16 protein-coding genes are annotated in these 13237 nt (G+C 42.0%); 7 read left to right on the top strand and 9 right to left on the bottom strand.

Annotated elements, in window-relative coordinates:
• Positions 1–93: 93 nt before the first annotated feature.
• On the bottom strand, positions 94–1581 hold the full coding sequence (locus tag XZ46_RS18310) for a DNA methyltransferase (protein ID WP_006668683.1): 1488 nt from the start codon (positions 1579–1581) through the stop codon (positions 94–96).
• Positions 1582–1804: 223 nt separating this feature from the next.
• On the opposite strand from XZ46_RS18310, the gene XZ46_RS18305 reads away from it, so the two are divergent.
• The gene (locus XZ46_RS18305; RefSeq protein ID WP_006624390.1) at positions 1805–2056 is read left to right on the top strand and encodes a helix-turn-helix domain-containing protein; all 252 of its coding nucleotides are present in this window, start codon (positions 1805–1807) and stop codon (positions 2054–2056) included.
• Positions 2057–2110: 54 nt separating this feature from the next.
• A complete protein-coding gene (locus XZ46_RS18300) occupies positions 2111–3166 on the top strand; it encodes an NB-ARC domain-containing protein (RefSeq protein ID WP_008052370.1) in 1056 nt (351 codons plus the stop codon).
• 36 nt (positions 3167–3202) lie between these two features.
• On the opposite strand, the gene XZ46_RS18295 is transcribed toward XZ46_RS18300, so the two are convergent.
• The 6 genes from XZ46_RS18295 to XZ46_RS38400 form a co-directional block, all read right to left on the bottom strand.
• Positions 3203–3496, bottom strand: coding sequence for an MAE_28990/MAE_18760 family HEPN-like nuclease (locus XZ46_RS18295; RefSeq protein WP_006624393.1), 294 nt, complete (start codon positions 3494–3496; stop codon positions 3203–3205).
• A gap of 13 nt (positions 3497–3509) precedes the next feature.
• Positions 3510–4619, bottom strand: a complete 1110-nt coding sequence (locus tag XZ46_RS18290; protein WP_008052369.1) for a DUF262 domain-containing protein — start codon at positions 4617–4619, stop codon at positions 3510–3512.
• A 357-nt stretch (positions 4620–4976) separates the two neighbouring features.
• On the bottom strand, positions 4977–5411 hold the full coding sequence (locus XZ46_RS18285; RefSeq protein ID WP_006624397.1) for a ferredoxin: 435 nt from the start codon (positions 5409–5411) through the stop codon (positions 4977–4979).
• The gene (locus XZ46_RS18280) at positions 5411–5797 is read right to left on the bottom strand and encodes a DUF1257 domain-containing protein (RefSeq protein ID WP_006624398.1); all 387 of its coding nucleotides are present in this window, start codon (positions 5795–5797) and stop codon (positions 5411–5413) included. Before XZ46_RS18280 ends, XZ46_RS18285 begins: the two co-directional genes overlap by 1 nt.
• 45 nt (positions 5798–5842) lie before the next feature.
• On the bottom strand, positions 5843–6052 hold the full coding sequence (locus tag XZ46_RS18275; RefSeq protein ID WP_006617668.1) for a DUF2997 domain-containing protein: 210 nt from the start codon (positions 6050–6052) through the stop codon (positions 5843–5845).
• A 556-nt stretch (positions 6053–6608) separates the two neighbouring features.
• Positions 6609–6833, bottom strand: a complete 225-nt coding sequence (locus XZ46_RS38400) for a hypothetical protein (RefSeq protein ID WP_008052368.1) — start codon at positions 6831–6833, stop codon at positions 6609–6611.
• On the opposite strand from XZ46_RS38400, the gene XZ46_RS18270 reads away from it, so the two are divergent.
• The 4 genes from XZ46_RS18270 to XZ46_RS34545 all read left to right on the top strand — a co-directional run bounded on the left by XZ46_RS18270 (position 6798) and on the right by XZ46_RS34545 (position 9856).
• On the top strand, positions 6798–7469 hold the full coding sequence (locus XZ46_RS18270; RefSeq protein WP_008052367.1) for a glycoside hydrolase family 108 protein: 672 nt from the start codon (positions 6798–6800) through the stop codon (positions 7467–7469). The genes XZ46_RS38400 and XZ46_RS18270 overlap by 36 nt on opposite strands.
• 148 nt (positions 7470–7617) lie before the next feature.
• Positions 7618–8229, top strand: coding sequence for a class I SAM-dependent methyltransferase (locus XZ46_RS18265; protein WP_008052366.1), 612 nt, complete (start codon positions 7618–7620; stop codon positions 8227–8229).
• Positions 8230–8417: 188 nt separating this feature from the next.
• Positions 8418–9620, top strand: a complete 1203-nt coding sequence (locus XZ46_RS18260; protein ID WP_008052365.1) for an endonuclease NucS domain-containing protein — start codon at positions 8418–8420, stop codon at positions 9618–9620.
• Positions 9621–9688: 68 nt separating this feature from the next.
• Positions 9689–9856 carry a hypothetical protein gene (locus XZ46_RS34545; protein ID WP_157234421.1) on the top strand — a complete coding sequence of 56 codons (168 nt, stop codon included), beginning with the start codon at positions 9689–9691 and terminating at the stop codon, positions 9854–9856.
• A 692-nt stretch (positions 9857–10548) separates the two neighbouring features.
• On the opposite strand, the gene XZ46_RS18255 is transcribed toward XZ46_RS34545, so the two are convergent.
• Both XZ46_RS18255 and acsF read right to left on the bottom strand, forming a co-directional pair.
• Positions 10549–11247 (bottom strand): HAD-IA family hydrolase, encoded by a 699-nt coding sequence (locus XZ46_RS18255; RefSeq protein ID WP_006624403.1) that lies wholly within the window; start codon positions 11245–11247, stop codon positions 10549–10551.
• 165 nt (positions 11248–11412) lie between these two features.
• Positions 11413–12489 (bottom strand): magnesium-protoporphyrin IX monomethyl ester (oxidative) cyclase, encoded by a 1077-nt coding sequence (acsF, locus tag XZ46_RS18250; RefSeq protein WP_008052363.1) that lies wholly within the window; start codon positions 12487–12489, stop codon positions 11413–11415.
• Positions 12490–12759: 270 nt separating this feature from the next.
• Here acsF and XZ46_RS18245 point away from each other — a divergent pair, with 270 nt between their 5' ends.
• Entirely contained in the window at positions 12760–13236 is a 477-nt protein-coding gene (locus XZ46_RS18245; protein WP_006668688.1) for an NINE protein, read from the top strand.
• Position 13237 lies beyond the last annotated feature (1 nt).

Below are 13237 nucleotides of genomic sequence, written 5' to 3'. Positions count from 1 at the left end.
GATCATGCGATCGCTTCCGGTTAGCTTAATTCTGGGGTTAATTTTGGGGAGGCGATCGCTATTTTCATAAGGTTATGAGATTTTGAAGAATGCTCAAAGGTCGAACTCCCCTTGCTTAAAGTTAACCAGTTTCTGTTTTTCGGCACTTTTCAGCACTTCATAACTGAGCCGAATATTTAATCTCTGTCGCTTCTCCACAATATCCTTAACGGTAACAATCTGAATCTTATCACAACTATCAGTTATGTATTGGCTGCGATAAAATCCCGCAGATTTTGCGGTTGTTAGCATTTCTTTAGTAGGTTCTTGGAGGGTGATAAAAATCGCAAGACTAGCATTTTGTAGGGTCATGGTTCCGATTAAGTCCCGAATGTCTCCTGATTTGACTTTTCCTGATTTGACTTGGAAAATCATTTTTTCCGGTGTCTGTTGATCGCCTTGAAATAAAACGACTCCATCAACTCCTTGGTCTGCGCCTTTTTTGTGGTTAATTAATGCTCGGTTATTTGTATATGTTAAAACCGCCCATTTTTCAAATTCTTTCCTAGTGCGATCGTCCGCTTTGTTGGCTAATTCTATGGCGCTTTCCATGTCTTTGGGTATACCATGCCGTTTGATGGTCTCTAATACTCCCTTACCAAAGCTATCTTCTAATCTTTTTAAGATTAAGCTAATACTTTGATAGGTAATATCAATTCCTATCCATTTTCGGTTAAATTTTTCGCACACTGCAACTGTTGTACCACAGCCACAATAAGCATCTAATACTATATCACCCTCATTAGAACTGGCTTTGATTATTCTTTCTAATAATGCTTCTGGTTTTTGTGTGGGATAACCTAAACGCTCTCTTGCTGATGGTGCTATAGGTTGTATTTCCCACCAATCATCAGGTTGTTTACCTAATGGATTTAAAGATTGTTGACCAAAATCTTTTTTACCTCTTTTATTCCCAATATAGTGACTAAATCTCTTCTTGGTAGTTTCAGCGTATTCTTCTCTGACACTATCTAAATTAAATGTAAATTCTTTACCTTTAGAATAACGAAATATTAAATCATGACGACGACCAAAATCTTTTTTGGGATAACCAGCACCACGATAACACCAAATAATTTCATTTAAGAAATTGCCACCCTGAGAACAAAAAACCGCATCTAACACTAACTTTAAATAATGGCTGGCGGTTGGATCGCAGTGTAGGTAAAAGCTCCCGGTAGGTTTTAAAACTCGATGAATTTCGGTTATTCTTAAAGTCATACTAACTAAATAAGCTAGTAAACTTCCTTTACCCAATACATTCTCTAACCCAGTGATTAAATAAACAGCTTGCTCAGTGAATAAACCATTATAATTGGTGCTGATTTCCTCAAAGCCGTGCATAGCACGATTGTCCCATTCCCAGGTGTCAATAAATGCTTGAGCTTGTGCTTTGTCTTCCGAACCAATATTATTATAAATTTGATTATAATTTCGCTTAGAATTAAAAGGCGGATCGATATAACATAAGTCAACCGAATCATCTTTGATGTAGCGTCTCAAAACCTCTAAGTTGTCACCGTAATAAAGATAATTAGCCATGATTTTTCACCAAAGTGGTTGGGTTGAACTTGTTAAATCTCCACTTTGTCTAATTACGACAATGCCACAAACTTTAGGTATTTGGCTATACTTAAAAATCAGATAATGACGTAAGTTTTGTGAATAAATATTAACTAAATGACGTAAAATGACGTAAAATGACGTAAAATGACGGGCATCAACTAAGGTATAATGGCTAAATCGATTAGCCTGTTTAAGTTCAATGGATGTAACAGAAGTTTTACAATTGGCAGATCATCTAGTGTTTCAGCAAACAGAAAAGCACTTAGACGACTCTCAGCAAACTGTGATTAAGGGAGTATGGGAAGGTAAAACCTATGATCAAATTGCCGATTTATCTCATTTGAGTGAGCGTTATGTTAGAGATATTGGTTATAAATTATGGCAAATATTGTCTGAAGCATTAGGTGAGGATATCAAAAAAAATAACTTTCGCTCAACCTTTGAACGGTGAGAATTTAACTCATCACAATTCATTCATATTAATACCATAGAAAGTAGTCATAATTTGCAATTTTATTCATCTCCTAGTCAACCCCCAAATAGGGAGCAACGACACGAGGATATATTCCAGAAAATCGATTTAAGTTTAGCGCCTGAAATTATTGGTTTTTCCAGACGAGAAACGGAATTAAAGATGCTGGAAAATTGGTTATTAAATAAGGGAAAGAGTCGTTTAATTTCGGTGTTAGGAGTATCTGGTATTGGGAAAACTACTCTAGTTAAAAGATTTGTAGATCAGCACTTAGATAGATTTGAAGTAATAATTTGGAGGAACTTAAAATTTCCAGAATCGTTGACATCGCTAGTTAATGATTTATTGAAAGTTAGCGAAAAAGAACCAAAAGGAACTGTGAGCGATCGCCTTAAACAACTATTAGGTTTCTTCACGGAAAAGCACTGTTTAATCATCCTGGACGATGTACAAAATCTGTTTACGAGAGGCGCATTAGTCGGACAATACGAAAGAGACTATCAAGATTATCAAAACTTTTTCCGGGCGATCGCCGACTTAGAACATCAGAGTAATGTTATATTAATCAGTCGAGAGAAATGTCGAGAGATGGAGTGTTTAGATGAGCAATTATATCCGATAAAATCTTTAGAGTTATCCGGTTTAGAGGATGTAGAAATCCTGAGAAATATGGGAGGAGGACTGCTGAAGAATGAGGATAATTGGTTAAAGTTAATCCAATTATATCAGGGAAATCCTGGTTATTTGAAACAGATTGCTTTTATCATCCACAACATTTTTGATGGTCATGTCGCTGATTTTTTAGCCGAGAATAGCTTGATAATCACCCCAGAAATGCAGTTTGGTTTTCAGCAGCTATTTGAGCGACTCTCACCCATAGAACAGCAACTTATCTTAGAGTTGAGCCAGTTAGATAAACCTGTAACTAGAGAAGATTTAACCGAGAGTTTACAGTTATCATCAATGGACTTAATTAACGGGTTACAGTCCTTACAGCAGCGATATATAGTTACGAAAATTCGAGAAAATCGGCTGTTGTTTAAGGTGTGTCCGGTATTGAGGGAGTATCTGATCCGTTGTCAAAAGTGATAGGAATTGGTAGAATGGATTGGTATAGTGATGTGGCTAAAGAGAGCGATCGCAGTTATTCGGGGTGGTTGAGGTATATATGGCAGTGATTTCTTTAAAAATCTCCGAGGATAGATTCGAGGCGGTCGAGATCGCATCTTTGGGTAAAATCGACCTTTGATTTAACTCCGAAATAAAAAATTTGCAGATAGGGATATAGACTGAAGGTTTATTGGTCTCTTTTGACTTCTTCAGTTTTTCCTTCATCGCCAAAGCCAAAAAATTGCTCGAAAGTTCTTGATAATTCAGCTTTTGCAGGCGAACATAGTCCAGATAAGCATTCGCTGCCAAGTCGTTCGCATTTTCATAGGGGAGAAAATACCTCTCGACCCAATTTAATTAGATGGGGTAAACGTCTGGTTGCATTAACTCCAGCACCGGAATTATGGCGATAGGTTGGATTTGACCAAATGCCCTTGATGCGATCGCAGACTCGATCTTTGTGAAGGGGATTTTTATAATGATACCCTATTCCGAGGGCAATTACTTCATAGGCAGACAATAAAAACCCACCCAGAAATCTATCATCTTCGAGTTTATATCGCTTAAAGCTATTATCGCCCATCGTTTCATGCAAGATCTTAAAAGTCACATCAAAGGCTGTTTCTATATCGCCAAAATTCCAATTATTATCGATGGTTTTATCTCGCATTTCCTTAGTCAATAAATCACTGACATCACCTTTCATGTTTTCAAGATTTTCATCATCCCGGTCAAACAGAAGCATGAAACGCAATACTAATTCCATATCATACTGTTCTTCATAGAGGCGATCGCTCAAAGCAATACAGTTTTTGAAGGTATCCCTTTCCGCAAGCGATCGCATCACATTATATAGATTTTTATCTAACATTAATGCCATGCAATTCCTCACTTCTTGAGGCGTAGCGATCGACCCCCTTGTGTTGAGTCGCTGAAATAACTCATATTTGATAATTCTATCACTTTCTGGCAAAACAATATTTACCGTAATTTTCGCTCTCTTAATCAACAAACGCTGTGTCGGAGTCAGAGAATTTTCCTGGTCGTCCGGATCATCCCATTTTTTGCCCTTTAATGAAGGCAAGTACATGGTAGAATCCAAAATATAGAAATCGGTATCTTTATCTGGATGTTTGTCTCTCAAAATGCCGACAAATTCATAGATAGTTGAAAGTCTTTGTAAACCATCAATCACCTCCCACACACCGTCATTTCCTTGACTGACAAAAATTGGCGGAATCGGTATTCCCAAAACTATCGATTCTATAAATGATGATTTTTGGTAGTTTGACCACCTAAAATAACGTTGAAAATCCGGGCGAATTTCGATTTCTTTATGCTCATATAGACTCATCAACTCACCGATGGACATTGAGTAGCTGTCCGTTTTGATATTTCGTCTGTGTTTATCGATTTCTTCTTGTAATGACATGGGGGGATAAGTAGCAAATTTTAAAAGAGATTATAACCCATTATAACAGCATATAATCGATGGTGTAAAAACCATCCGATGGCGCGATCGCTCCATTGATCTGCGAGTTCGTCTCATTCCACCCAGTATCTATAAATCACTCCTCCCCAATTCCCTTTTTTTTCGCCAACCATCCCCCCTTGTCCAGATATTTGGGAAATGGGAACCCCCCCACCACTGGGAAATGTCTATTGATTCTCCGAGCATTTGACACTCCCCGACAAAAAAGCAAAAGCAAGATGTTCTCACTTTTGCTGAACTTGTAATAATTTAGGGATTAGGGGATAATAGAGGAATTACCCCTAGTTTGATTGTAGTTTACCTTGGGGACTGTTTACGTTTCCGGGGTGCGATCGCCGCCTCAGCCGGAAAACCAACCCTAGCGATCACCTGATTTTGACGTTCTTGTTCAAGGACTTTGAGTTCCGTATAGTCAACCCAGTGAATGCAATCAACCGGACAAGTATCGATCGCCTCTTGAATGACATCTTCCGAATCTCCATCCTGGCGAAACACTCGCGATCGGCCATGGTCTGGCTCAATATAGAATGTGTTTCTAGCCACATGAGCGCAATGCTTGCAACCAATACAAGTAGGCTCATCAACATAAACCCCTTTTTGGCGCAGTGTACCCCCCAACTCTGGCTCAAACCCAGAACGCTCAGGTGCATCCCGCAAAAACCCACCCAATTCCGGTTCTAACCCCGAACGTTCTGAGTGAGACTGTTGTGATGATGCAGACAATTGAGACATTAAGCACTCCAGCGTTGAACAACTAAGCGGATCGATCCATCTTGATTATTGTGCTGTTCGGAAACTTGGAAACCTTGGGCCGTACTCGCGGTAACCACAGTGTGGAAAGCATAACGTTGAGTAACTTTTCTCAGGAAATGATCAACCGGGGTAGCTTGTTGCCAAAATTGCAAATCTGCGACCAGTTCATATTCCTGACCATTCCAAGCGAAGCCGATATCATAACCATTCTCTTGTTGGATAACCACTTCCGCCGCCAGAGTTTGACCACGATAACCTCGAACCTCGCGGGGTCCAGGCTTCCAGTCAATACCTAAATCAGTCAAAGCAGCTTTTAAAGAGGTGATATTCCGAATTTGGGTTTTGATTTGGCTAAAGTGTGACATAGTTGGTAAATTGTGAATGAATTGCTTGAACGGTATAGATAGAATTTACCAGTTACTCAAACCCACTTGAGCAGTGGCATTCTGAGACTGGTGATTCCCTTGGGCGAAATATTCAGAAGTTGTCTCCTGATTTAATACCACCCCTAACTCAGCTTCGATCGCCGCCGTAACCTCAGCACAGGACGCACCAACAATTCCGGTGACTCGTTCCTGAACTCGGCCGTCGGGATGGATGATAAACTCTAGGGTTTCCATAGCTTAAATCGACTGCACAAAGTGGTCTAATACAATACCGATACCAGAGAAGATCTCTGATATAGGCAGGCTGTCAGCTAAATCAGATGGTTCTGACTGCACTGTTCAGACATCAGGGGTAATCAGTTGGACAAAAACCCCTGAGAACTTGACAAAAGTTATCAATGCCTGAAGCAGTAGGTTCATTATATGTTAAGTTTCGCGTAGATGCTCCGAACCGTCAAGGCATGGTACTATTGACCCGATAACATCTACTTCCGGCTCTCTGTATTTCCCCTCTGAGCCTGGGTAGGAGACGGCTGGCAGGGATTGGTCAGCTTTGCTGCTATCCTTAGTTGAGTCAGCACCCCCGGCTGAAGCACGGGGGCTTCGTGCCCCCCTTTCAGGTAGCTGACCAGCTATAGCCTTAACTGGCTCCGTTCAGAGCAAGAGTTAAAGTTCCTACCCTGGAATGCGTGCTAGTTCCAGGCCCTAGAACCGAATCGTTAAACATCTCTAAGGGGTTAAGGACGTGCGATTTGGATAGTACCGACTCTGAACATTGGCGAAGCAAACATTACCCCGCAAGGGAGTCGGAGCCAACCATAGCTCCATGGAGGGGCAACCATACCCCTCCACCCCGCAAGGGGGTGCTGGCGGCGGTCAGCCGCTTGAGTCGGTTTTCCTCTCCGTGATCAATCACGGAGCTTCCAACCCTCCCAGGAGTTTTACGTGAACTCACCAGACCAAAGGACTCGTTAGAGCTATGAATGTACAACAAGCAACTGGTAAGCTGAAGCATATCAATCTCAAGTCTCGCCTGATTGCTGGCGGTTTGGGGTTATTGGTGGCTATTTCTATTCCCCTGATTGGTCACGAAACCTTGGCTCGTACCCGCAGTAAAAGCGATTACGAACAGCGACTTTTTGATGCCGCTTTGGGATTTACTCTCTATTTTGAGGGTGGCTTTAGTGACCATCCGGCAGATATTGGCGGCCGCACCTATAGGGGTATTCTCCAAACTGAGTATAATGCCTATCGTGCCAGCAGGGGTTTACCTCCCTTGGATGTGCTACAAATGTCTGATGCGGAAATGCTGGAAATTTATGATGGCTATTGGAGAGGTAGCGGCGCTCCCGCCATGCACCCCGCTTTAGCGATCGTCATGTTTGACACAGCCGTTAACTTTGGCATTCATAATTCCATTACTTTTTTACAACAAGCCCTGGGGTTGCCACAAACGGGGGTATTTGATGCCGAAACTCGCGCCGCTATGGAACAGGGTAACAATAAGTTTACCGCTCTCCAAATTGTTAATGAGCGCATCCTGTATCGTTATAAGCGGGTTCAGGAAAAGCCCAGTCAAATGGCTTTCTTTCATGGTTGGCTCAGTCGTGATTATAGTCTCTGGGGATATGTTAGCCAGATTCAAAATTAATTGATATTCCGGGATTGATCACAGAGCTATAATATCGGTTAGAGATATATATTCCGGTGCGTCAGAGTTACCAGTGTTTCTGGTGACCCAAAAGCTCCTGGGTCTGACGCTACCTTACTATTTTCTATGTGGGGGATATCTTTAATCTATGACTGACAGATTTTTTCAGAATAAACAATCGTTTTTTGACCGCTGGGCTCCTTTTTATGATTTCCTGCTGACCACGGTTTTCTATCAGGCTGTACATAAGCGTTTATTGGAGTTTGCGGAGTTTCCTAATTCCGCTAATATTCTTGATATTGGCTGTGGTACAGGACGACTGCTACAGCGTTTGGCTAAACAGTTTCCTGACCTTCAGGGGACGGGGTTGGACTTATCTCCTCAAATGATTAAAGAGGCGAAAAACCAAAATGTCTATGGCGATCGCCTACAGTTTCTACAGGGGAATGTTGAGGCTTTACCTTTTCCTGAGTCGAGTTTTGATGCCGTTTTTTGTACTATCAGTTTTCTCCATTATCCTCACCCTGAATTCGTCCTAGCAGAAATTAAACGGGTTTTGCGATCGCAGGGAGTTTTTTATCTGGCTGATTATACCGTTAATGATTGGACTGAATATCGAGAGGTTGCTGTCTCTCCTGGTAAGTTGCGGTGGTACAGCCGCAAAAAAAGGGAACAGTTGGCTAATTCTGCGGGTTTGTCTTGTTTGGGTCATCACTATTTAATCGGTCCGGTTCTCCTCACTAAGTTTGTTAATTATTAATATCGGGTTGGGGAGATACTTTGGCTATCTTGCCTTTTTTAGATCTATTATGATGGATGATGAATCGAGATGGATGGAAAAGTAGGGGAGGCGATCGCAAAACATCTCCCCAGGAGAATCGCTTTTGTTGGGCTTGGACGCTTCCGCGACTCCCGTCCCAATAATGACCATTGAGTTATCGATCCAGTATGTTTGACGGATATGCCTTGCAAAATAATGGGGGCGAGTGGGGCTTTGTCAATGAAGAAGCCCTGGAAAATTTTTTGTATCGAAATTTAGAACAATTATTGAAAATCCAGCCTTTGGAACGGCAATACAACGTCGAAAGCCAACGATGTGACATCTTGGCGGTAGGCGATCGCCAAAAATTGGTGGTGTTGGAGTTGAAGAATGCGGAGGATCGGGGTATCGTCCAACAATTGACCCGTTATTATGATGCTCTGTTGGGGGAAAAACCGTTTGGCGATCGCGTGGATTATGACAAACCCGTGCAATTGATTGCGATCGCCCCCAGCTTCCACCGCGACAATTTCACCGATAAAAAATATCACACCCTCGATTTTCAGTTTTTACAATTTTCCGTTATTGAAAATCAAGATCAATTCTATCTCTGCTTGCGAGATGTTGACAGCAACACCGTTTCACGAGTCAAAATCCCGTATCAAAAACCACCAACGGATTTAGAATTACCTCCCATACCGACCGCCCTCGCTAAGATGATGAAAAACTGCGAACCTTACCAGCAGAAAATATTAGAAATTCGCGAGAAAATTTTATTATTTGATAACCGGATTCAGGAAATATCATCTGCCAATAGCATCAAATATGGCAATGGGAAAGCCAAGAATAGTAAGTTTTGTGCCGAGTTTATGTCATACAAAGATGAAATTATCTTGTTTCTCTGGATACCTTACAAAATGGGTGAGAGTACGAGAATCGGTCGGGCTAGGATTTGGACTAACTGGCAGGATCGGGCTTTGATTGAGGGTTATGTATCCAAAGAGGTGGGAAATGAAATTAACCAAACCAAAAGACAAGTTCAAAAAATAATTGATGCTATTAATCAAGGTGGATATGAATGTTGGATAAGTATGAAAAGTTGTGATTATTTTGGATTCCCATTTACTCTCATTTTGCCAGTTAAAAACAGTGTAGGTAAAAAATATGTTCAGGCAATTAAGAGGATTTGCAGTTACTCAAAGCACAAAAAAAATCTTGTTTATGAAGAAATTTATCTCAGTATTTTACATAAAAATTTGTGCCATAAAATTATAAAAAACGAATCAATGAGGGAAAAATTTAAAGCATTGCCATCTGAAATATGGGGCTACGATCGCTCTCTACAATCGCTGCTAGATTTGGCTTTGGAAAAATGGTCGGATAGGGTTTGAACTTGTCGCGCAGCTATTAGCCTGGAAATAATGCTACAATCCCCTTGAGAGGGTTTTCGAGCTTTAGCTTGGTTGATTCCCAAGGGGGTCGCATAGAAAGGCGATCGCCTCCCAACGAGAAAATTAATCAACTCAAACCTCCCCCCGAAACGGCTATGCACATAATCGCCTTTTTGTCAATAGGTAGAAAATTAGCCGTCCCATTTTTCTCAAAAACTCGTGCATCGCCAGCTTAATTTTTTCCTCAGAGAATAACTTTTAGCGCCATAGAATCAGGGTTGTAGCCTTTTTTTTGGCATATAGACACAGTAACCCCTTGGGTGCGATTTATTTGAGTGTATCACAACCCCCATAATCTCGTCAACTATTTGCGAGCGATTAGCAATAAAATCGTAATAAATCTTAACAATCTTTGTGATATTAAATTCATCTGGCGGTATGAATTAGTTGAACTTATGTTTTTGGGGGTGATCATGGCTGTTGGGGGTTAATAACCCAACCTAGGATCGAAAGGCGATCGCCTCCCAACGAGAAAATTAATCAACTCAAACCTCCCCCCGAAACGGCTATGCACATAATCGCCTTTTTGTCAATAGGTAGAAAATTAGCCGTCCCATTTTTCTCAAAAACTCGTGCATCGCCAGCTTAATTTTTTCCTCAGAGAATAACTTTTAGCGCCATAGAATCAGGGTTGTAGCCTTTTTTTTGGCATATAGACACAGTAACCCCTTGGGTGCGATTTATTTGAGTGTATCACAACCCCCATAATCTCGTCAACTATTTGCGAGCAATTAGCAATAAAATCGTAACAAATCTTAACAATCTTTGTGATATTAAATTCATCTGGCGGTATGAATTAGTTAAACTTATGTTTTTGGGGGTGATCATGGCTGTTGGGGGTTAATAACCCAACCTAGGAGAATATCGCCTAAACTTGCGCGGGGGAAACCCGGTGATGATCAGGTTCAAAAGCCGGAAGATGCCAATATTCTGGTTTAAAATCTTCTAGGGAAGTCAGGACTTGATCAGCTTGTTGATAGGCGCTGTAGTCCATTTCTGGCGGTGGAATAGCCACCACATACATTCCCGCCTGTCGCGCAGCCATTACCCCAGCGAGGGAGTCTTCAAACACTAGGCAATTTTCAGGTTTAGCACCTAGTCGTTTAGCCGCAATTAAGAATATATCTGGTGCGGGTTTTCCTCTGGTTAATTCCGGGTCATCTCCTCTGACAATACAGCGGAATAGGGAAAACCAGGCTTGATGGGGTTGGGTTTTGGCGGTAAAGGGTCTGGTAGCAGAACTGGTGGCGACGGCTTGGGGGATATTGTGGTTAGCGAGGTGATGGGTAAGCCGAACTATTCCGGGTAGGGGGGGAACTTGGGGATAGTATTGATAGATAATTGCGTCTTTTTCCTGCAAAAATGCTTCGGGGGTTAGGGGTAATTGCAGGGTTTCTACAATTAAGGCGGCGGAGTCTTTAGACTTACGACCACAAAGTTGATATTGTAGGGTTCTGTCAATGGTTTTACCATAACGGTTAGCGATCGCCTGATTTACTTGAGCATGGAGAGGTTCAGTATCTAATAGTATACCGTCAAGATCATAAATAACGTGGGTGATCGCCATAACCAATAAGGTAGGAATTACTTGGAGTTTTGGGCTAGTTAGGTGTTATTTAACTACGGAAACTAGGGAGACATAAGCCTTGTCTGTCCTAGTTATGGTGTTTGATGTTGGGTGGAGACACCCCCCCGAAAATGGGGGGGGAGGTAGGTAGGTGTTCAGTGACAATTAGCGAACTACACCATGACTGGGTTCTACATTAATGGGTTTGAGTAGGTACAGGTTTAAGAACTGCCAACCATTAGAGATGTAGTGGGGTAGTTTTTGGAAGAACTTGACGAAACCAGGTGCGTTAGAATTAGCGATCGCACTAAGTTTTTCATTAGTCTTCACGCACTCATCAAGACGTTGGTAGAAACTGGGGTGATTGACATTAAGGACAATGGGGAATACCCGACCAGCAGTTTCGTTAGTTTTTTCGATTACTTCGATGTCATAATCGCGAGCATTCAAGCCAATAGCCGCATAGAAGTCCGCACGCTGTAGGTCATTTAGATACATAGTCGCGAACACAGACAGCAGGAAGAAGCGACACCATAGGCGAGCTTTCCAGTCGTTCAACAGGCTAGGCTGAGACTTGAGCATAGCATCAAAGAAATCACCGTGGCGGTTTTCATCCTGACACCAGTTTTCAAAGAAACGGAAAATCGGGTAAATCCGATCTTCTGGATGAGCTTCTAAATGGCGATAGATTTTGATGTAACGCCAGTAACCAATCTTCTCAGAAAGATAGGTAGCGTAGAAGATAAACTTGGGTTTAAAGAAGGTGTACTTCCGGCTTTTGGTGAGAAAACCCAGATCCAGAGATAAGTTAAAATCGGACAGAGCTTTGTTAAGGAAACCGGCATGGCGTGCTTCATCTCGTGACATGAGCAAGAAGCATTCAGCCAAGACAGGGCTTTTTTCTTTAAGGCGACGGCTGAGTTCTTTGTAAAGCAGGAAGCCAGAAAATTCGGCGGTGCAGGAACGCTCTAAAAACTCTACAAAAACCTTGCGAGTTTCGCCATCAATGTGGTCCCAGGACTGTTCAAACTCTTCGTCACGGACAAAGTGATGACGGTTGTAGTCAACCCGGAACTCTTCCAAGATCGCCCTGATTTCCTCTTCATTAGCAGAGATGTCCATTTTTTCCATCTCTTCAAAATCTGTGGTGTAGAACCGAGGTGTCAGGATGGTTTCCTTAGCTGGAACCTTAACCCCAGGACGTATCTCTTCAAATGTGGGTTTTTTCAGGGAATCTACCATAATGCTCGTGTTTTATTAATTATTGCAAGGGACTTGGTGTGGGCGATGGGCTACTATGGGCTGAACATCGCCCTTTAGTTAAAATGACCAACCCGCTTGGGGCTGCAATCAAAAGCGTTTAATATGCAACGCATTCCAGTCTAGCAAGTAATGGTGTCGCCTGCATAGTCAATTCGGTTAAGAATTGCTACACCTACTGCTGTTCAGCAAAGATATTTCAGATGTGCGATCATGGTTATAGTCCCTTGATGTCAGGACTTGGAGGTTATCGTGAAAAAAATTACCACGAGTTATATACTATGGGCGATCGGCTTGATTACTCCCATCAGTGGTTTACATCGCCTGTACAATGGCCAGATTGTCACCGGTGTAATTTGGATGTGTACTTTGGGACTGTTCAAAGTTGGCCAGTTGGTGGATGTATTTTTGATTCCCAGTATGGTGGAGGAATATAATGCTAAAGCACAGGCCAGGCTGGGAGTTGCGCCGGACGGTTCCCCACTTCCCGAAAGTAACCCAGTGACCTTAATTGTGACTGGAGACTTGCAGGAACGTCTGCGAATGAGATTACTACAGGCAGCGGCGGCGCGGGGTGGTAAACTGTCAGTTACTCAGGGAGTCATGGCAACCGGCGCGGACTTTGAACGGGTGGAAAATGTTTTAAATGATATGTTCAAAAGGGGTTATGTGAGTATTACCAACGACCCTGATTCTGGTATTGTGATTTATGATTTCCACGAGTTATAAA

The organism is Limnospira indica PCC 8005 (assembly GCF_000973065.1).
Classification (GTDB): domain Bacteria; phylum Cyanobacteriota; class Cyanobacteriia; order Cyanobacteriales; family Microcoleaceae; genus Limnospira; species Limnospira fusiformis.
Note: the sequence above shows the minus strand (reverse complement) of the source record. Positions and strands in the feature narration are given on the sequence as shown.